Genomic DNA, 18,953 nt, shown 5'->3' on the forward strand with positions numbered 1-18,953 from the left:
ATGGATTGCGCTTTCCCGACAAAGGCGCCACGGTGTCTGCGGCAGCCCGCGCCACCGACGCCGCGGGTTGGCCCGGTGGATCTCGCCAGTCGCGCGTCGGGCACACCGAACGGAGAACTGGCATGGCACGCATCCACGCACGCATGCTCGCCACCGGCGCGGCAGCGGCGCTGCTGCTCGGCACGGTCGCCCTCCCTCCCGCCACCGCCGGACCCGGGCACGGCGAGCCGGGGCACGGCTCCGGGGGCCACGGCAACGGCAAGGGCCCTGGCGGTGGGCACGGAGGAGGGCACGGCCCTGGCAAGGCGGCGGACCTCGGCCGCGAGGTGCTGGGCGCGGACGACGGCTGGGCGGCCGCGAACGGCGGCGTCACCGGCGGGTCGGCCGCGGACGCCGCGCACGTGTCCACCGTCCGCACCTGGGACGAGTTCCGCGCGGCGCTCGGCGGGGGCGCCGCCCGCGCGGACACTACCCCGCGCATCGTCTACGTCGAGGGAACGATCGACGCCTTCGCCGGCGCGGACGGAGCCCGCCTCACGTGCGAGGACTTCGGGCGGCAGGTCGCGGTGGGCGGCGACCCCGCGGCGCCGTTCAGCATGGACGACTACATCGCCGCGTACGACCCCGCCGTCTACGGCTGGGTCGACCCGTCGGGGCCGCTCGAGGACGCCCGGGTGGCCGCGGCCTCCGTGCAGGCCGCGCAGACGCAGCAGCACGTCGGGTCCAACGTCACCATCGTGGGGCTCGGCAAGGACGCGCGGATCGTCGGCGCGAACGTGCGGATCCGGGACTCCTCGAACGTCATCCTGCGCAACCTCACGTTCTCCGACGCCTACGACTGCTTCCCGCAGTGGGACCCCGCCGACACGGACCAGGGCAACTGGAACTCGGCCTACGACAACGTCTCGGTGTGGACCTCGACCAACGTGTGGGTCGCCAACAGCACCTTCGACGACGGCGACCATCCGGCGCAGAGCCTGCCGACGGTGTTCGGCCGCCCCTACGAGGTGCACGACGGCCTGCTCGACATCACGCACAGCTCGAACTACGTGACGGTCTCGTACAACCGCTTCTCCGGGCACGACAAGACGATGCTCATCGGCTCGTCGAACAACCGCCCGGCGGATGAGGGCACGCTCAAGGTGACGATCCACCACAACCGCTGGGAGGGCATCGGGCAGCGGGCGCCGCGGGTGCGCTACGGCCAGGTGCACGTCTACGACAACCTGTACGTCGTGGGCTCCGACAACGACCTCTACCAGTACGTGTGGGGCCCCGGCACCCGGTCCCAGCTGTACCTCGAGGACAACGTGCTGCGGCTCGCCCGGGGCATCGACCTCGCCTCGGTGCTGACCAACTGGGGCGCCACCCAGCTCACCGAGAAGGGGACGCTCGTCAACGGCCGCCCCGCGAGCGTGCTCGACGCCTTCCACGCGGCGGACGGCGACCCGTTCACCGCGCCCGCCGGATGGGAGCCCCCGCACGTCGCCGACAAGGACCCGGTCCGCAGCGTCGAGCGGATCGTCGAGGCGGAGGCCGGAGCGGGGCGGATCGCGTCGAAGGCCCCCGCCGCGCCGAAGCCGACGCCGCCCGGCCGTCGCTGAGCGCCTCCCGTCACGCAGGCCCACGCCCACATCCTCGCCCGGTCTCGGCGAGGATGTGGGCGTGAGCAACGACAGCGGCAGCCCCGCGCCCGATCGGGAGGCCGACCTCGGCGTCGGCGTCGGACCGTGGCCGGGGGGCCGAGCCGCGTGGCCGGCGCTCGAGGGCCCCGACGGGCGGCAGCGGTACGACCCCGAGCTCCTCGAGCACGGCGACCGGCGCAACGTCGTGGACCGGTACCGGTACTGGACGGTCGAGGCGGTCGTCGCCGACCTCGACACCCGGCGGCACCCGTTCCACGTGGCCGTCGAGAACTGGGCGCACGACATGAACATCGGCTCAGTGGTGCGCACCGCCAACGCGTTCGCCGCCGCCGAGGTGCACATCGTGGGCCGGCGCCGGTGGAACCGCCGTGGCGCCATGGTCACCGACCGGTACCAGCACCTGCGCCACCACCCCGACATCGGCGCGCTGCTCGAGTGGGCGCGGACCGCGAGGCCGGGCGGCGGCCCGCTGCCCGTGATCGGCATCGACAACCTGCCCGGCTCGGTCGCGCTCGAGGGGTACCCGCTGCCGCGCGAGTGCGTGCTGCTGTTCGGCCAGGAGAGCGTCGGCCTGTCGCCCGAGGCGCAAACGGCGGCGGTGGACGTGCTGCACATCGCCCAGTTCGGGTCGACCCGCTCGATCAACGCGGGCGCCGCCGCGGCCATCGCCATGCACGCGTGGGTGTCACAGCATGTGGCCACCCGGTCCGATGGGTAGGACGTCCTGATCGCATCATGGCCAGGACGTGGAAGACTCAGATGGAAAACCACTCCCACTAGCAGCAGGAGAATCCGCGATGCCGATCGCAACACCTGAGGTCTACAACGAGATGATCGACCGCGCGAAGGCGGGCAAGTTCGCCTACCCCGCGGTCAACATCACCTCCTCGCAGAGCGTCACCGCTGCTCTGCAGGGCTTCGCCGAGGCCGAGAGCGACGGCATCATCCAGGTCTCCGTCGGTGGCGCCGAGTACGCCTCCGGCTCGACGATCAAGGACCGTGTCGCGGGCTCGCTGGCCCTCGCCGCCTACGCGACCGAGGTCGCCAAGAACTACCCCATCACCGTCGCGCTGCACACGGACCACTGCACCAAGCAGAACCTCGACTCCTGGGTCCGGCCGCTGCTGGCCCTCGAGGCCGAGCAGGTCAAGGCGGGCAAGAACCCGACGTTCCAGTCGCACATGTTCGACGGCTCCAACATCCCGCTCGACGAGAACCTCGTCATCGCGGAAGAGCTGCTGGCCCTCTCGCAGGCCGCCCGCACCATCCTCGAGATCGAGGTGGGCGTCGTCGGTGGTGAGGAGGACGGCCACACGGCCGAGATCAACGACAAGCTCTACACGACGATCGAGGACGGTCTCGCGACGGTCGCCGCCCTCGGCGCCGGCGAGAAGGGCCGCTACCTGACGGCCCTGACCTTCGGCAACGTGCACGGGGTCTACAAGCCCGGCGCCGTCAAGCTGCGCCCGGCGATCCTCAAGGAGATCCAGGACGCCGTCGGCGCCTCGCTCGGCAAGGACAACCCGTTCGACCTGGTCTTCCACGGCGGCTCGGGCTCGACCGAGGCCGAGATCAGCGAGGCCGTGGACAACGGCGTCATCAAGATGAACATCGACACGGACACCCAGTACGCGTTCACGCGTCCCGTCGTCGGCCACATGTTCACGAACTACGACGGCGTCCTGAAGATCGACGGCGAGGTCGGGAACAAGAAGGCCTACGACCCGCGCGCCTGGGGCAAGCTGGCCGAGGCCGGCATGGCCCAGCGCCTGGTGGAGGCCGCGCAGCAGCTGCGCTCGGCCGGCCACAAGCTCTGAGCTGACCGCCTGAACGAACGAGGCCCGGCCCTGACGCTCATCGCGTCGGGGCCGGGCCTCGTCGTCGTCTGGACGGCGCCGCTCAGGTCGCCGAGGGGCCGGGCTCGTCCGTGGGGCCCTCCGGGGCGGCGTCGAAGCCGTGCGGCTCGTCGTCGCCGTCGACCACATCGAGCAGCTCGCCGATGCGGGTCACCTCGAGGAGGAACCGCACGGTGGGCGGGACGCGCAGCAGGCGCACCCGGTGCTGGCTGCGGATGGACAGCCGGGCGAGGAACGCCACCCCCGAGGAGTCCATGAAGGTCACGTGGTGGGCGTCGACCTCGATGGGCAGACCGGCCTGCTCGGCGTCCGTGGTCGCCTCCTGCAGGTCGGGCCCCAGGTCCGCGTCGACCTCGCCGGACAGGACGATGCGCGTCCGGTCCGATCCGAGGATGACGTGGACCGCTCCGGGCTCGCCTGCCGTGATCCCGGGGGTGATTCCTGCCGAACCCCCCGTGGTCTGGGCGGGCTCGTCCGTCGTCGGGCTGTTACCGTCGCGCACGGTGCTCCTTCCCGGGCGAGGGCGATCCTGAGGCCCCGGTTCCTGCACGGGCTGCGTTCGGTCGCAGCACCTGTTCGGCACGCTAGACGATCGGAGGTGGTCGCGGTCAACTCCTCAGGCCTCGATCATCATGACGAATCTCTCGCAGAGCTGCGCGACAGAGCTCTGCGAGTCGCTGACGTGCCCTGCTTCCTGCTGGAGGACGGGCCGTCCGGGCAGCACATCGTGTGGGTCAACGACGCCTTCACGCGCAGCACGGGATTCACCCTCGAGCAGGTGAGGTGGCGCACGCCGCACGTGCTGTACGGCGAGTGGACGGACCGCGAGGAGATCGCCCGTCTGGCCGGCCTCGCGGACGCGGGTGAGCCCGGCACCGCGACGATCTGCGGTCGGCGCGCGGACGGCTCGCCCTTCTGGTCCCGGGTGTCCGTGACCCCCGTGCCCGGCGAGGACGGCGCCCCCAGGACGCACTGGATCGCCGTGCTCGTGGACGTGACGGAGCTGGTGGAGCGCGACGCCGCGCAGACCGCCCTGGTGGAGCGGGAGCGCGCGGAGCGCACCGGGCTGGGCATCGTGGCGCAGATCTCGGACCTGCTCATGGACCTCGACGCGCCGTACACGCTGCGGGAGATCACCCGGCTGCTGGAGCGCGGCGGCGTGGTCTCGTGGGCAGGCTTCTACCTGAACGACGGCGGCCTCAGCGCCGCCGAGGGCATCGACGTGACGGCGCCGCCCTCTGGCCGCGGCCACCGGCACGGCAACGTCCCGCCCGACGACGTGCCCACGGGCCGCGACGAGCCCGACCAGGTGCAACTGCTGCTCGACGGCGCCCTCGACATCCCGGTCCAGCTGGACCTCACCGGGTGGCACGCGACCACGAGCGCGTCCGGGTGGCTCGCCGAGCATGTGCGGCCGCACGTCCAGGAGGTCGCCCCGGGCCTCACCGAGGTGCTGGTCATGGCGGTCCCGGGCAGGCGCCGGGTGATGGGCGTGCTCGTGGTGATCCCGAGCGATGTGACGCGCGGCGCCGGGCTTGACGCGCTCGAGGACTTGGCGCGGACGGTGCTGCAGCTCACCGTGCGCCGGGTGGGCCTCGCGGTCGACAACGTGCGGCTCTACGAGCGGGAGCACCGGCTCGCGGAGACGCTGCAGCGGGCGATGCTGCCCGAGCAGGCCGAGGTGGTGGGCCTGGACGTGTGGAGCTACTACGCGCCCAACGTCGAGCACGCGCAGGTCGGCGGCGACTGGTACGACGTGCTGCAGATCTCCCCCGAGGTGGTGGGCGTGGTCATCGGCGACGTGGTGGGCCACGACGTCGAGGCCGCCGCGGCGATGGGGCAGCTGCGCTCGGTGGTGCGCTCCTACGCGTACGAGGTGACGACCCCCGGCCCGGTGCTGGAGCGCGTCGACCAGCTCGTGGCGGGGATGCGGATCCCGCGCTCCGCGGCGCTGGTGCTCACCACGTTGAGCCGGGACGGCGAGGGATGGCACGTGGAGTACTCGCGGGCCGGGCACCTCCCGGCGCTGCTGGTGCGGCACGGCGTGGTCACGCCGCTCTCGGACGCGTCGGGGCCGCTGATCGGCTTCGGCGGCCGCCCGCGCTCGACCGCGACCGCGGAGCTGACTCCCGGCGACGTGCTGATCTTCTACACCGACGGCCTCATCGAGCGCCGGGACCGCGCGCTGCGCGACGGCGTGGACGCCCTCGTCGACGTCGCGGCGGGCATCACGGCCATCGACGCCGCGGGCATCGGCGAGGAACTGCTCTCGCGGTTCGCGGACAGCCCCGAGGACGACGTCGCGGTGGTCGTGGTGCGCATCCCCGACCCCGAGGACGACGCCGCGTTCAGCGGGAGCCCGCGTAGCCGTAGGTGGCTGCTGCCCAGTGAGCCGGCGTCGATCGGACGGGCTCGGCACGCCGTGCTGCGCACCTGCCAGGCATGGTCGCTGTCCGATGGGCCGAGCGCCGAGCTGGTTGTCTCGGAACTCGTCGCGAACGCCGTGCTGCACGGGTGGGGGCACATCGCCCTGCGGCTCTACGACACCGGCGAGGGGCTGCGCATCGAGGTCGAGGACTCGAACCCGACGCCCCCGGTCGCGACGGACGGGCACCCCGGGCGGATCGGCGGGTACGGCATGCAGATCATCGACCGGTTGGCCGACTGGGGATGGCGCCCGGCACGCGACGGCAAGCTGGTGTGGGCCAAGGTGCGCAGCGAGGTGCGCCCGGTCAGCCAGGAGGCCTAAGCGACCGGAGCGGCCCGGCAGCCTGAGAGGGACTAGTCGCGGACCCGGTCGTCCGGTCCTCAGGCGGGGCTGACGCGCCCTTCGGCGGGGCGCCGGAAGCCCGAGGAGTGGCGCTCGTGGCTGCACTCCTCGTCGACCCGGAACAGCTCGAGGGCGCCGCAGACCTCGATGACGAACAGGTCGCGGGGGTCCGCGCCACGCAGCACGGTGGCGCCGCCGCGCCTGCGGCCCGAGTCCGCGAGCGAGATGAGGAACGCCGCGCCCGTCGAGTCCATGAACGTGACACCGCACATGTCGATGACGAGGAGCTGCCGGCGGAGCCCGACGATGCGGGCGGCGATCTCGGGGAACTGGTCGCGCTCCGCGAGGTCGAGGTCGCCCTCGATGACGAGCGTCGTCGTCGTGGGAGAGGTCGAGATCTCGATCATGGTCGTCCTCGGGGGAGAGGCGGAGAGGGGGCATGCGCGCTTCGACTGTAGCCACGGTACCCCTCGACCCGCACGCGGTCTGCGACGCCACTCGCCCGGAGGCGCCGCATCGCTGCCACACTGGGCCTCATGAACCGGAACCTGCTCGGCCCTGAGCCCACCCTGCTGCCGGCCGACGGCGCCGATGCGGAGGCGCGCCTCCTGCTGTCCGGCGGGTCGGACGCGCGGGACGCCGCCCGGGCGGTGCCCGCGTCGTCGCTCGCCTGGGCGATGCTCGCCGAGCAGGCGCTCACGGACGTGGGCGACCCCGTCGCCGCCTACGCGTTCGCACGGACCGGCTACCACCGCGGGCTCGACGCGCTGCGCCGGGCGGGCTGGCGCGGGGCCGGCGAGATCCCCGCCGATCACGTCCCCAACCAGGGGTTCCTGCGGGCGCTGCTCGCGCTGGCCGACGCGGCGGACGCGATCGGCGAGGAGGACGAGGCCGCTCGCTGCACCCAGTTCCTCGCGGACTCGGGCGTCTCGGTGGCCCAGGTCTCCGCACTTCGCTGACCCGCGCTTTACCTTTCCGGTATCCTCTCGGAGGTACTGGGTCACTGCCGCCCGTGCCCCGATCCCTTGGCCGCGAGCCCCGCTCGCACCGGACGTGCCGTGGATCGGACCGCCAGGCAGGGTGGAAAAGGTGATGCCATGCCGGCCGTCGTAGTTCTCGGAGCCCAGTGGGGCGACGAAGGCAAGGGCAAGGCGACCGACCAGCTCGGCTCGCGCATCGACTACGTCGTGAAGTTCAACGGCGGCAACAATGCAGGCCACACCGTCGTCATCGACGGCGAGAAGTACGCGCTGCACCTGCTGCCCTCGGGCATCCTCTCCCCGGGTGTGACCCCGGTGATCGGCAACGGCGTGGTCATCGACCTCGAAGTGCTGTTCCAGGAGATCGACGCCCTCGAGGCGCGCGGGGTCGACACGAGCCGCCTGCTGGTGAGCTCCGCCGCGCACGTCATCGCGCCGTACAACCGCACGCTCGACAAGGTCAGCGAGCGGTTCCTCGGCAGCCGCAAGATCGGCACCACGGGCCGCGGCATCGGCCCCACCTACGCGGACAAGATCAACCGCGTGGGCATCCGCATCCAGGACCTCTTCGACGAGAAGATCCTGCGGCAGAAGGTCGAGGGAGCCCTCGACCAGAAGAACCACCTGCTGGTCAAGGTCTACAACCGTCGCGCCATCACCGTCGACGAGACGGTCGAGGAGCTGCTCGGCTACGCCGAGCGCGTGCGCCCGTACGTGGCCGACACCCCGCTGGTGCTGAACAAGGGCCTGGACGAGGGCAAGACGGTCGTCTTCGAGGCCGGCCAAGCCACGATGCTCGACATCGACCACGGCACCTACCCGTTCGTCACGTCGTCCTCCGCGACGGCCGGCGGCGCGTGCACCGGGTCGGGCGTGGGACCGACCCGCATCGACCGCGTGGTCGGCGTCATCAAGGCGTACACGACCCGCGTGGGTGAGGGGCCGTTCCCCACCGAGCTGCTCGACGACATGGGCGAGCACCTGCGGCAGAAGGGCGGCGAGTTCGGCACCACCACGGGCCGCCCGCGCCGCACCGGCTGGTACGACGCCGTCGTCGCCCGGTACGCCGCCCGCGTCAACGGCCTCACCGACCTGGTGCTCACCAAGCTCGACACCCTGTCGGGCCTGGAGAAGATCCCCGTCGCCGTGGCCTACGACGTCGACGGCGTGCGCCACGACGAGATGCCCCTCGACCAGAGCGACTTCCACCACGCGAAGCCGGTCTACGAGGAGTTCGACGGCTGGAGCGAGGACATCTCCGACTGCCGCACGTTCGAGGACCTGCCCGTCAACGCGCAGCGGTACGTGCTCGCCTTGGAGGAGATCTCCGGGACGCGCATCTCCGCGATCGGCGTGGGCCCCGGCCGCGAGGCCACGATCCTGCGGCACGACCTGCTGGGCTGACATGAGCCGCCGACGAGCGCGCAGCCGCGTGGCTGCCGCGCTCGTCGGCGCTTCTGTCGGCGGGGCCGCCGCAGCGGGCGCGCGCCGCTCGAGCGCTGACCGGGCTCAGGGCTCGAAGGTCCAGCCGGAGACCTCGGACAACCGGCCGCGCCACGGTCCCAGCCACGTCTCCTGACCTCCCGGGCCCACCAGGCTCGCGTCCTCCAGGTGGAGGAAGCCCGACGGGACGGCGCCGTGGTCCGGGAGCCCCCGCTTCGCGTGCTCGTCGGACTGGATCGCGGCGCGCAACCGGAACATCCCCAGCACCGCCTCGCCGAGCGTCTCCTGGCCGGGCACGCGGTCCATCGCCCGTGCGAGTCCTTCGAAGTGCCTGGCCACGCCGACCAGCCGCCCGCCGACCAACCCGGCCGGCGTGCAGAGCACCAGCCCCACGGTGACGCCCGTGGTGTCGGCTAAGTGCACCAAGAAGCCCAGTTCGGGGTCCACGTCCGACGACTCGACGAGCCCCAGGCTCTCGTAGGTCATGCCGGTCTTTCCCTGCTCATGCCGCACACCGTAACCAGGCAGACCGGACGGATCGGACGATTCGGTCCTCTGGCGGGAAGCGTCGCCCGATCGGCGGCAACAGGGGGGACCCTTGTTCACCCGTCCGACGTCGACCGGGGATCGCGGGTGCACGCGCGCGGGGTTAGCGTCGAATGGAGGGGGCGAAGACCATGACTCCAACTGTCGAGGGATTCGGGACCGAGATCACGCGCCGCACCTACCCGGTCAGGGGCGTGCCGCTGATGCAGACGTTCTACCTGCGCTTCTCGCACGAGGACAGGCACATCGACAGCGTCGGCGTGGAGGTGGCCGTGCCGGACACCGACACGCTGACCATCGAGTACTTCGACGAGAGCCGCGACGACGAGTACTTCTACAAGGTCCAGCACCGGGACCAGATCGACCGGAGGATCATCCCCGGTCAGATCCAGAGCGTCGCCAAGGCCCGGGAGACGCGCGAGCTGGGGGACAAGCCGTCGGACGACTACGTGTTCGTGCTCAGCGGCTTCGACTTCTACTTCCGTGGCTTCGACCAGCACGTCGACCAGATCAAGCTGCTCGAGTCGGACGGGCGCCTGTCGGTGGCGTTCAACGACCAGGACGACAAGGAGACGTTCCTGTGGCGGGCGCAGTACGCCTGGGTGCCGCCGGATCTCATCCTGGGCGACCACAGGGCCCGCGGCACCCGCGCGCACGGCGGGGTGCGGCGCGCGATCCCGCCGGGCGTGCCGTTCATCCAGGGGTTCAACCTCGACTTCCGGCCGTACTTCACGCCCGGAGCTGACCACCACCTGCGGGAGATCGGCGTGCTCACCCGCTGGCCCACCGAGGATTTCATGGAGATCTACTACGCCGATCGCAACGGCGACGACGGCTTCGACTGGGAGGTCCGGCTCGCCTACCTGGCCGACCAGGGCTTCACGGGGCCGGAGGTCGCGGACCTCCAACTGCGGGAGTTCACTGCTGCGGAGATCGAGGTCGAGTAGCTCAACGGGTGGGGGGAGGGGGCTCGGCGATCAGCGGTCGCAGGCGGTTCGCGATCACGGTGACATCGTCGAGGGTCCCCGCGGCGACCTGCATCACGAGGTCGTATGCCTCGTCGTTGGTCGCGGTCATGCGTGCGCCGTTCACTCCGAGGAAGACGATGGTCCCGGCGAGGGCGAGCCGCTTGTTGCCATCGAGCAGCGGGTGGTTGCGGGCGAGCGAATGCAGAAGGGCGGCGGCCTTGGTGACAAGGTCGGGGTACGCGTCACGGTCGCCGGCGGAGGTTTGGGGTCGAACTGCGGCGGACTCCAGAAGGCCGATGTCTCGGACTGTCACGCCAGCAGGGACGACGCGCTCGGCGATTCGGACGAGCTCCTCCGCGGTGAGGAAGATCATTGCGGGTGGCTGGTCATCGGCCTAGGCGTTCGAGCGCTTCGGCGTATCGCGGCAGCTCGGCGTCCATGACCGACTCGATGAGGTCGGCGCGCGACGTCCTCTCGACGTAGTCGCGCACCGCCTGCCGGGCCACGTCTTGCATCGAGCGGTGCTCGATCTCGGCCCGGCGGCGCAGCGCGCGGGTCTCATCGTCATCAAGCCGCAAGGTCATCGCCATGACGTGATGGTATCGCTGGCGATACCACTACGCGTCGTCACTTCGCCTGGTCGTAGCTGTCCACGACGGCGACCTGGAGGGCGAAGTCGACGGGGGAGTCGCCGAACAGCAGGCGGCCGGCCTCGACGGCGGCGTCGCGGATGGCGGCGGCGACCTCGTCGGCCACGCGGGCCGGGGCGTGGACCATCACCTCGTCATGCAGGAAGAACACCAGGTGCGGGCGGCCGTCGATCGCTCGGAGCCGGCGGCGCAGGGACGCCATCCAGCACAGTGCCCACTCGGCGGCCGTGCCTTGGACGATGAAGTTGCGGGTGAACCGGCCCCAGTTCCTGGCCCGTTGCCGGGCGGCGCGGACGTCCTCCGGGTCGGCGCCCTCGGCTGACGCGGCGTGGAGGTCGGCGAGGCGGGCCGCGTCGGGGACCGGGGACGTGCGGCCGAGCCATGTCGACACCGGCTCGCCGCGCTCGCCCGCGCGTGCCGCCGCCTCGACCAGGCCCACGGCCCGCGGGTAGGCGCGCGTCAGGCGCGGCATGAGCACCGCGCTGGCCCCCGTGGTGGCGCCGTAGATGGCGCCGAGCATCGCGTACTTCGCCTGCTCGCGGGTCTCGACGATGCCCGCGTCGACGACCCCCTGGTACAGGTCCGCCTGACGTCCGGCGGCCGCCATCGCGTCGTCGCCCGACATCGCCGCGAGCACCCGCGGCTCGAGCTGCGCGGCGTCGGCCACGACCAGCCGCCAGCCCGGATCGGCCCGCACCGCCCCGCGGATGCTCGCCGGAAGCTGCAGGGCGCCGCCCCCGCTGGTGGCCCATCGGCCCGTCACCACACCGCCGGGCACGTAGTCGGGCCGGAACCGGCCGTCGTGCACCCACTGCTCCATCCACGCCCAGCCGTTCGCGCTCAGCAGCCGGGAGAGCTTCTTGTACGCGAGCAGCGGCTCGACCGCGGGGTGGTCGAGTCCGCGGATGTCCCACTTGCGGGTTGACTCCACGTCGAGCCCCGCGGCCCGCATCCCGCGCAGGAGGTCCGGCTGCGAGTCGAGGTTCAGCCCGGGCTGGCTCAGGGCGCTGCGAACCTCGGCGGCCAGCGCCTCCAGGTGGCTCGGGCGGCCGCTGCCAGCGGGCCGTGTGCCGAGCTCGCGGGTCAGCAGCTCGTCGTGCACGGCGACGTCCCACGGCATGCCGTCGTGGCGCATCTCGGCGGCGATCAGGGCGCCGGTGGACTCGGCGGCGAGGAGCAGGCGGAGGCGGCCGGGATCGTCAGCGGCGGCGACGGCCGCTAGCTGGCGCTGGAGCTCGGTCAGCGGGTCGGCGTCGTCGGGGGTGTCCTCGTCGCTGGCGGCCTGGGCGGCGGGCGTCGCGGCGAGCCTGGGGTCGTCGAACAGGCTGACCTCGACCGCCCGCGGCTCGCCAGGCGGTGGCTGGTCCCATCGCCCGGGAGCGGCCTGCGCGAGCTCCGAGCCCTGCGTGAGGACGCTGCGCCGCAGGATCGTGTGGCAGAGCCGCAGGTCATGGCACCGCTCGACGCGCACCCCGGCGGCCAGCAGCGGTGGGTACCGGCGGGCTGTGTCGTCCCACACCCAGCGCGGATGCTCGGCCTCACGGGCGGCGACGGCTGCGGGGAGGTCGGCCCTCGGGACCTCGGCGCGGGCGACCGGCTGGCCGTCGTCGGTGGCGTCCAGCAGCACGACCACGTCCCGCAGGCCAGGGTGGTCGAGCACGACGGTCAGGGGCACGGTCCATTGTCGGGCCCCCATCTGACATGGCCGTCCAGGGCCCGCCTCTTCTACGGTGGAGGGGTGCCCCGCCGAGACGCCGAGGAGCAGCGCCTGCGCGACCTCGCCGTGCTGCGCGGGGTCCGCGATCGGATCGACCGGGAGTACGCCCAGCCGCTCAACGTCGACGCGCTGGCGCGGGACGCGCACATGTCCTCCGGGCACCTGAGCCGGGAGTTCAAACGCGCCTACGGCGAGGCGCCGTACTCGTACCTCATGACCCGCAGGATCGAGCGGGCGATGACGCTGCTGCGGCTCGGCGAGATGAGCGTCACCGAGGTCTGCTTCGCCGTGGGCTGCTCGTCGCTCGGCACCTTCAGCACCCGGTTCACCGAGCTGGTGGGCGTGTCCCCGAGCGCCTACCGACGCGAGCACGCGCCGACGGCCGGGATCCCATCCTGCGTGGCCAAACGGGTCACCCGACCGGTCAGGAATCGAGAAGCGTAGGCGCCTGGCCGCGACCTAGCGTCGCCGGTATGGACATCTCGATTCAGCACAGCTTCCTTCCCCACACCGACCCCGAGGCCTCGCTGGCCTTCTACCGCGACGTCCTCGGCTTCGAGGTGCGCAACGACGTCGGCTACGGCGGCATGCGGTGGATCACCGTCGGGCCCGCAGGCCAACCGGACACCTCCGTGGTGCTGCACCCGCCCACAGCCGACCCCGGCATCACCGACGACGAGCAGCGGATGATCGCCGAGATGATGGCCAAGGGCACCTTCGCCACCATCGTGCTCGCGACCCCTGACCTCGACTCCACGTTCGACCGGATCCAGGCCGCCGGCGCCGAGGTCGTCCAAGAGCCGACCGATCAGCCCTACGGCATCCGCGACTGCGCGTTCCGCGACCCCGCGGGCAACCACGTGCGCATCAACGGGGCCTGACCCGGCCGCGCAGGGGTGTCCCGCTCGGGCGGGCGCGGCTCAGCCCAGCGCGGGAAGCCTCAGCCGGAGGCCGCCCAGGCCGTGCGGGACAGGCGCCCGGCCGGCGCCGATCAGCGTGGCCTCCTCATCGGTCCACGCCGCCGGCAGCGGTTCCCCGGCGATGGCCTCGATCGTCGCGCGAGCCAGCCCCAACGCGCCCGGCGGTGGCGGCTCCTGCGAGATCAGGTCCAGGTGGTGCACGGCGTGCTCGACCGCCCACACCGCCAGGTAGTCGCCCGGCGTGAACACGTGCCCCTGCCACAGCAGCGGGCTGCCCTGCACCGCGGCCACGCCCCGCAGCGTCACCGCGCCCACCTCACGCAGCTGTGCCGTGGCGTCCGACGGGCGCGCGAAGGCGGCCGTCCGGCGCTGCTGCGACATCACCTCGGGCACCGGGTCGTCGGTCGCGAACTGGGCCGCGAAGGCCGACCAGTAGCTCGCCGCGTCCACGGACGGCTCTGCGTCGACCGGCGACACCAGGCCACCGAGCATCTCCTGCCAACCGGCCAGCACGTGCACCACCACGTCCAGGCGCGACCACCCGTGGCACCTGGACCCATCGAGCAACTCGTACTCGCTCAGGCCGTCCACCGCCCGCAGGAACGCCTCGATCGACTCCGCGCACGCCGCGCGGCCAACGTCTAGCTCGACGGTGAGTGCCATGCGCCGCAGCGTAGGGGGACCGACGCAGTGGCGTATGGCACCGCCGCCCGATCCCGCGGGCACACGTCCGAGCACCCCGCATTCTACCGAACAGACGGTTCGCAGCATCCGGTCTCGCTCCGGAGGGCCTCGTCTGTTCGTGTGCCTTCGAGCTTTCTGGGCGGTGGCCGTCTGCGCTGCTCAGCCCCCCAAGCAGGGCTACCAAATCGAGTCATCGGGCCTTGGGTGGTCTCTTGCCCGTGCCGCAAGTCCTACCCCGCGAACCACGCCGTTGTCACTCCTCAGCGGTGGCCCACCGGGCTGGCTGCCGCGGGACCGTTCGTCCTCGGCCGCTGGGCGGCCTGCGGGCGGCGCTGCGTCCCTTGCCCACTGGACCCCACGGTCTGGTCAGGCGCTGGACGACCTGACTCCACGAGTTACGTTGCTATATCAAGTCAAGAGTGCACCACCGGTGCGCCCTCCTCGCCCCCCGCGGGAGTGTCGAGACTCGCCCGCCTGCCCTGTATTGCGTCGTATTGCATCCGCGCAGTGATGTCCATTCTCTCGTATGCCTCATTCATTAAACCCGTGCCCGCCAAAGAAGGGTGTCGCAGCTTACTTTCGAATTCGCGAGATCGCCTGAGTAGTCCACGCTCCGCCAAGAAGTCGCACAGCCATGCCAGGGCTCCGGCGTCGTCGTCGGCGTCTCGCTTCTGCAAATCGTCCGACGCTGAAGCGACTAGGGCATCAAACATCGGCGTCGACGTGTAGCCGAAGTAGATCGCCGAAGCCATGTACTCGTCCGCGCGGCGAGCGCGCTCACGTCCTTGGCCATACACAAGGGTAGCGATTAACGCCCCTGCAGTGAACACACCCAGCCCTGGCCAGAGCGGTAAGAAGATGCAACAGCAGAAGCCGCGAAGAGCGTCGGCGGGGCGACGCCCAGGCGAAACTCGGCCTCTGCGCGCACGCGGTCGTACTGTTGGAACTGCTCAGGGGCATCCTTGCTTAGTCGCAAACTGGCCAATTCGAACTCGTCAAGCACGATTTCAGTCGGCACGAAACTCGGAAGCAGTCGCGAGATCGGCCTCAACCTCTCCTGCATCGAACTCTCGACAAAAGTCAAGGACTTCCTACTGGTCACACCGTAACCTGGCCTGCCCTTGCGCGGCAAGCGCCGTTCTAACCACTCTCCGACACCCAGAGCGAGAAGGCCGACCAAATATGCGACGAAACCCATGGCGCCAAACCTAAAGCCTTGCGGCCAGTCATCGACTAGAGCGCCTACCCTTTGAATCGGCTCCGACGTGGCAAGATATTGAACAGCGGGAGCGGCGGAAATTTGCCCGACCAGGAGCCACAGGCAACCCACGACAAAGGGGGTCCTGAAGTCGCGCAGGCCCGGCAGCACGGCAGAAAGGAAAGTCATCGGTGCTTCCTCCGGGTTGTTGACTGCTCGGATGGTCGCAGATCTTAGGCGCATCGTGCGACCGGGTGTTTCAACAACTAGCGGGCTTTGCGGCCTGTGTCGCCCCCGATAGTCCCGTCGCATGCATCGTCGGTACGCGAAGGGCCTGGCACACTCGCGGCATGATCCGGTACCCGCGCCCACTGGTCGATGGTGATGTGGTCGGTGTGGCGAGCCCGTCGGCTGGGGTCGAGGCGCAGCATCAGGCACGGCTCGCGGTGGCGCTCGACCGGGTGCGAGGGCTCGGGTTCGGGGTGCGGACGGGGCCGCTGCTGAGCGGATCGGGTGTGGCGAGTGGTTCCGCGGAGGCTCGCGCGGCTGAGCTGATGGCGTTGATGACCGATCCGCAGGTGCGGGCCGTGGTCCCGCCGTGGGGCGGTGAGATCGCGATCGACCTGCTGCACCGGTTGGACTGGGACTCGCTGGCCGCCGATCCGACGTGGCTCGTGGGGTACTCCGATATCTCGACGCTGCTGCTTCCGCTGACCTTGCGGACGGGGGTGGCGACGCTGCACGGGCAGAACCTGATGGACACCCCGTACCGGGTGCCGGCGCCGATGGCCCCCTGGCACGAGGTGGTGCGGGCGGCGCCGGGGAGCGTGATCACGCAGGGAGCGTCAGAGGAGTACCGCTCGGCCGGGTTCGACGACTTCGCCGCTCACCCGGACGTCGACGAGTACCCGATGGACGCGCCAGGCGGCTGGACGCGGCTCGACTCGAGCGGCGAGGTGGAGGCCGTCGGGCGGCTCATCGGCGGCTGCCTCGAGACGGTCTCGCACCTGGCCGGGACACCGTTCGGGGACGTGGACCGCTTCGTTCGCGAGCACGCGCCCGAAGGGCTGATCGTCTACCTGGAGTCGGCCGAGTCGGATGCCGCCGACGTGACCCGACGCCTGTTCGGGCTCCGGTACGCCGGCTGGTTCGCGCACGCCCGCGCGGTGCTGATCGGGCGGACGCGGGGCCGTGACCTCGCTGACTGGAGCCAGCACGACGCGGCACGCCACGCCCTCGGCGACCTGGGCATCCCGGTGCTCGCCGACGTGGACTGCGGCCACGTGCCGCCGCACCTGTCCTTGGTGAACGGCGCCCTCGCGACCGTCACCCACACGCCCGAGCGGTCCATCCTGCGCCAGGCGCTTCGGTAGTCGTCTGGGGAGGGTGTCACGTTCGCGCACCGCGGCGGGCGTGCTCGCGCGGAGCGAGGTGGATCAGCGCTGAGCGCGGCGATCACGCCGGTCGGATCGCTGAGTACAGCAGCATGTCCACCCGTCGGCCGCCGATGACCTGCCTGCTGCGCAGGAGCCCTTCGCGCTCGTAGCCGGCGTTCTCGGCGGTGCGGCTGGACGCCTCGTTCCACGGCTCGATGTAGAGCTCGACGCGATGCAGCTCGGGGACGGTCCAGGCGAACGCGGTCAGCGCGGTCAGGGCGCGCCCGGCGATGCCGCGGCCTCGTTCGGGTGGCGCGACGCCGTACCCGGCGGTGGCTCGCCCGTGCTCGATGTCGGCAAGCCACAGTCCAACCTGCCCGAGCGCGCGGTCGTCCACCGCATCCGCGATGCAGAAGGAGTACCCGGCGCCCGCGACCAGCCGATCGTGCTGGCGATCGATCCACGCCCGCGCTTGCTCAGCGGTGGCCTCACCGACCAGCGTGCTGGTCAGGGGTGTGTAGGGATCCGTCGAGAGGTCCTGGACCATCTCGACGTCCCGAGGCTCGAACGGCCGCAGGCGGACGTCACCGAAGGCCGGTGCGAGCGTCGGCAACCGCAGCATGCGGACAGTGTCGCGCAGGCGGGAGTTGCTGTCAGCGAGGTCACGGTCCCAGGAGTGCGGCAGGCACCACGGCGATCCCGTCGTCGCGGCGGTAGGCGGCCGAGCCGGTGGTGATGACGACGGCATCGAGCAAGTCGTCGCCCACCTGGTTGCGGAGCCAGTGCAGATGCCTGGTGTCGTGGTCGTCGGCGACCGGCGCCAGCTTGACCTCGATGGCGAGCATCCGCCCATCGGGCCGCGTGACGATCAGGTCGACCTCGTGGTTCCCGGGTGGGTCCGCTCGTGCGGCTCAAGGCCCCCGGAGGGCCGTCAGTCCAGCGGCCGGATCGCGGTGGCCTCGGCGGCGGCCGGCGTCTCGAACGCCAGCCGGTACGTCTCGACAACAGCCTCCTGCGCGCCGCCCAGATCGTGCTCGAGCGCGTCGCGCACCAACCGCGCGTGGGTGTCGTCGAGCTCCGGGGGCGCCGACGGGAACGGCCGCACCCGCACGTCGAGCTCGAATGCCCGGCGGATCACGGGTCCGAACCGGCACACCGCGGCAGGGCACCACACGTCGAGCGTCCCTGTCCCGTCGTCCACTGTGATGCGGGCGCCGTCGCCCGAGCCGACAAGGCTCACCACCCGGGCCTGGATCGTGCCAGACGCCTCTGCCCCCTTCCCGGCGGCGAGCAGCAGCGTGCCGACGGTGGCTGTTGCGCCCTGGGGATAGCGGTCCTGGGCGGTGACGCCATCGGCGGCGAGCCAGTGCGGTGGCCACAGGCGCACGTCCTCGTCGAGAACCACCCTGTCGCCCAGCCCTGGCAGTGGGAGCGCCCGGGCGAGCAGCGCCTCCTGGTACTCGGGCCATCGGCCGTCCGGGTCGAACTCGTGGTGCACCCGTCCCAGCGTGCGATGCTCGCGCACCTCACCGAGCTCGATCATGGCGGCCATCAGGTCCAGGTACGCGGCGAGGTCAGCCGCCACCAGCGTGAACGCCGAGCCGGCGAACGCCCACTCCAGGCAGGCCCCACCCGTCTGGCCGGGGGCGTCCAGCTCCACGAACAGGAAGCTGTGGCGCTCGTAGCAGACGGGGAACAGCAGCTGCGGGGTCATCCCGGGGAAGTCGTCACGGTGCGTGACCCAGGTGTTGAGGGCGAGCTCGGGGGTGGTGGGCGTCGGGTGCGGGGCGACCGTGAGCGACGCCGGATCGACCCGCCGCCAGAACGCCACGAGCTGCTCGGGGAGTCGCAGCGGGTGGATCGTGGCGTTGACCTGGGCGATCACCGCGTCCACGGACGCGCCGGGCGGGCGGATCGGGGGGAGTCCCGCGGTCGTGTACGCCGCCACGAGCCGGTCGATCGCCTGGTCGATCATGCGCCTCTCCTCGGCACTGGGGGGCCGGCAGGCACCCGGGGGCGGGCCTGCGCGAACAGGATGTCGGGTGGGAGCGCGGCCAAAGAGGCTGGGCGCGAGAGTTACCCCGGTTGGCGGTGTCCAGGGCCACAGGCGAGGCCAAAACCCAGACAGGGGAAACGAGGGTGCGCTACACAGTGCCCAGGTATGAGGACCGGCCGACCAGGGAGTTCGATGTGGACGCT

Annotated in this window: 20 protein-coding genes and 1 pseudogene; 10 read left to right on the forward strand and 11 right to left on the reverse strand. The window is 71.3% G+C overall.

Going from position 1 to position 18,953, the window contains the following annotated elements:
* Nucleotides 1–122 precede the first annotated feature (122 nt).
* From NP064_RS00985 to fbaA, 3 genes are all read left to right on the forward strand, one after another.
* Nucleotides 123–1,604, forward strand: a complete 1,482-nt coding sequence (locus NP064_RS00985; RefSeq protein ID WP_227568372.1) for a pectate lyase family protein — start codon at nt 123–125, stop codon at nt 1,602–1,604.
* 61 nt (nt 1,605–1,665) lie between these two features.
* Nucleotides 1,666–2,364, forward strand: a complete 699-nt coding sequence (locus NP064_RS00990) for a TrmH family RNA methyltransferase (protein ID WP_372456341.1) — start codon at nt 1,666–1,668, stop codon at nt 2,362–2,364.
* A 79-nt stretch (nt 2,365–2,443) separates the two neighbouring features.
* Nucleotides 2,444–3,463: a class II fructose-bisphosphate aldolase gene (gene fbaA, locus NP064_RS00995; protein WP_227568370.1), complete on the forward strand. Its 1,020-nt coding sequence runs from the start codon at nt 2,444–2,446 to the stop codon at nt 3,461–3,463.
* 82 nt (nt 3,464–3,545) lie between these two features.
* Here fbaA and NP064_RS01000 read toward each other — a convergent pair whose 3' ends face one another.
* Nucleotides 3,546–4,004, reverse strand: coding sequence for an STAS domain-containing protein (locus NP064_RS01000; RefSeq protein WP_227568369.1), 459 nt, complete (start codon nt 4,002–4,004; stop codon nt 3,546–3,548).
* 180 nt (nt 4,005–4,184) lie between these two features.
* Here NP064_RS01000 and NP064_RS01005 point away from each other — a divergent pair, with 180 nt between their 5' ends.
* Entirely contained in the window at nt 4,185–6,251 is a 2,067-nt protein-coding gene (locus NP064_RS01005; RefSeq protein ID WP_308015917.1) for a SpoIIE family protein phosphatase, read from the forward strand.
* Nucleotides 6,252–6,310: 59 nt separating this feature from the next.
* Here NP064_RS01005 and NP064_RS01010 read toward each other — a convergent pair whose 3' ends face one another.
* Nucleotides 6,311–6,679 (reverse strand): STAS domain-containing protein, encoded by a 369-nt coding sequence (locus NP064_RS01010; RefSeq protein ID WP_227568368.1) that lies wholly within the window; start codon nt 6,677–6,679, stop codon nt 6,311–6,313.
* A 129-nt stretch (nt 6,680–6,808) separates the two neighbouring features.
* Between NP064_RS01010 and NP064_RS01015 the strand changes: the two genes are divergently transcribed.
* Both NP064_RS01015 and NP064_RS01020 read left to right on the forward strand, forming a co-directional pair.
* On the forward strand, nt 6,809–7,231 hold the full coding sequence (locus NP064_RS01015) for a DUF3151 domain-containing protein (protein WP_227568367.1): 423 nt from the start codon (nt 6,809–6,811) through the stop codon (nt 7,229–7,231).
* A 138-nt stretch (nt 7,232–7,369) separates the two neighbouring features.
* Nucleotides 7,370–8,656 (forward strand): adenylosuccinate synthase, encoded by a 1,287-nt coding sequence (locus NP064_RS01020; RefSeq protein WP_227568366.1) that lies wholly within the window; start codon nt 7,370–7,372, stop codon nt 8,654–8,656.
* Nucleotides 8,657–8,761: 105 nt separating this feature from the next.
* Here NP064_RS01020 and NP064_RS01025 read toward each other — a convergent pair whose 3' ends face one another.
* Nucleotides 8,762–9,181, reverse strand: a complete 420-nt coding sequence (locus NP064_RS01025; protein WP_227568365.1) for a hypothetical protein — start codon at nt 9,179–9,181, stop codon at nt 8,762–8,764.
* Nucleotides 9,182–9,372: 191 nt separating this feature from the next.
* On the opposite strand from NP064_RS01025, the gene NP064_RS01030 reads away from it, so the two are divergent.
* Nucleotides 9,373–10,188 (forward strand): hypothetical protein, encoded by an 816-nt coding sequence (locus NP064_RS01030; RefSeq protein ID WP_227568364.1) that lies wholly within the window; start codon nt 9,373–9,375, stop codon nt 10,186–10,188.
* A 1-nt stretch (nt 10,189) separates the two neighbouring features.
* Here the strand turns inward: NP064_RS01030 and NP064_RS01035 are convergent, their stop codons facing one another.
* Genes NP064_RS01035 through NP064_RS01045 form a run of 3 tightly spaced genes read right to left on the reverse strand, consistent with a single transcriptional unit; the run spans nt 10,190 to nt 12,534 of the window.
* Nucleotides 10,190–10,582 carry a type II toxin-antitoxin system death-on-curing family toxin gene (locus NP064_RS01035; RefSeq protein WP_227568363.1) on the reverse strand — a complete coding sequence of 131 codons (393 nt, stop codon included), beginning with the start codon at nt 10,580–10,582 and terminating at the stop codon, nt 10,190–10,192.
* A gap of 13 nt (nt 10,583–10,595) precedes the next feature.
* Nucleotides 10,596–10,799, reverse strand: a complete 204-nt coding sequence (locus NP064_RS01040) for a ribbon-helix-helix domain-containing protein (RefSeq protein WP_227568362.1) — start codon at nt 10,797–10,799, stop codon at nt 10,596–10,598.
* Between the two features lie 37 nt (nt 10,800–10,836).
* The gene (locus NP064_RS01045; RefSeq protein ID WP_227568361.1) at nt 10,837–12,534 is read right to left on the reverse strand and encodes a bifunctional 3'-5' exonuclease/DNA polymerase; all 1,698 of its coding nucleotides are present in this window, start codon (nt 12,532–12,534) and stop codon (nt 10,837–10,839) included.
* Between the two features lie 63 nt (nt 12,535–12,597).
* Here NP064_RS01045 and NP064_RS01050 point away from each other — a divergent pair, with 63 nt between their 5' ends.
* Nucleotides 12,598–13,020, forward strand: a complete 423-nt coding sequence (locus tag NP064_RS01050; protein ID WP_227568360.1) for a helix-turn-helix transcriptional regulator — start codon at nt 12,598–12,600, stop codon at nt 13,018–13,020.
* Nucleotides 13,021–13,049: 29 nt separating this feature from the next.
* Nucleotides 13,050–13,457 (forward strand): VOC family protein, encoded by a 408-nt coding sequence (locus tag NP064_RS01055; protein ID WP_227568359.1) that lies wholly within the window; start codon nt 13,050–13,052, stop codon nt 13,455–13,457.
* Between the two features lie 39 nt (nt 13,458–13,496).
* On the opposite strand, the gene NP064_RS01060 is transcribed toward NP064_RS01055, so the two are convergent.
* Complete coding sequence (locus NP064_RS01060; protein WP_227568358.1) at nt 13,497–14,159, reverse strand: maleylpyruvate isomerase N-terminal domain-containing protein; 663 nt, start codon at nt 14,157–14,159, stop codon at nt 13,497–13,499.
* An 829-nt stretch (nt 14,160–14,988) separates the two neighbouring features.
* Nucleotides 14,989–15,567, reverse strand: coding sequence for a hypothetical protein (locus tag NP064_RS01065; protein ID WP_227568357.1), 579 nt, complete (start codon nt 15,565–15,567; stop codon nt 14,989–14,991).
* Nucleotides 15,568–15,728: 161 nt separating this feature from the next.
* Between NP064_RS01065 and NP064_RS01070 the strand changes: the two genes are divergently transcribed.
* Entirely contained in the window at nt 15,729–16,751 is a 1,023-nt protein-coding gene (locus NP064_RS01070) for a S66 family peptidase (RefSeq protein WP_227568356.1), read from the forward strand.
* Between the two features lie 82 nt (nt 16,752–16,833).
* Here the strand turns inward: NP064_RS01070 and NP064_RS01075 are convergent, their stop codons facing one another.
* From NP064_RS01075 to NP064_RS01085, 3 genes and pseudogenes are all read right to left on the reverse strand, one after another.
* Nucleotides 16,834–17,376, reverse strand: coding sequence for a GNAT family N-acetyltransferase (locus NP064_RS01075; protein WP_227568355.1), 543 nt, complete (start codon nt 17,374–17,376; stop codon nt 16,834–16,836).
* A 40-nt stretch (nt 17,377–17,416) separates the two neighbouring features.
* Nucleotides 17,417–17,629: pseudogene (locus tag NP064_RS01080) on the reverse strand (DUF4143 domain-containing protein); the annotation flags it as partial.
* 56 nt (nt 17,630–17,685) lie between these two features.
* Nucleotides 17,686–18,729, reverse strand: a complete 1,044-nt coding sequence (locus tag NP064_RS01085; protein ID WP_227568353.1) for an SMI1/KNR4 family protein — start codon at nt 18,727–18,729, stop codon at nt 17,686–17,688.
* Nucleotides 18,730–18,953 lie beyond the last annotated feature (224 nt).

Origin of the sequence: Cellulomonas chengniuliangii (assembly GCF_024508335.1) — a bacterium.
GTDB classification, from domain to species: Bacteria; Actinomycetota; Actinomycetes; order Actinomycetales; family Cellulomonadaceae; genus Cellulomonas_A; species Cellulomonas_A chengniuliangii.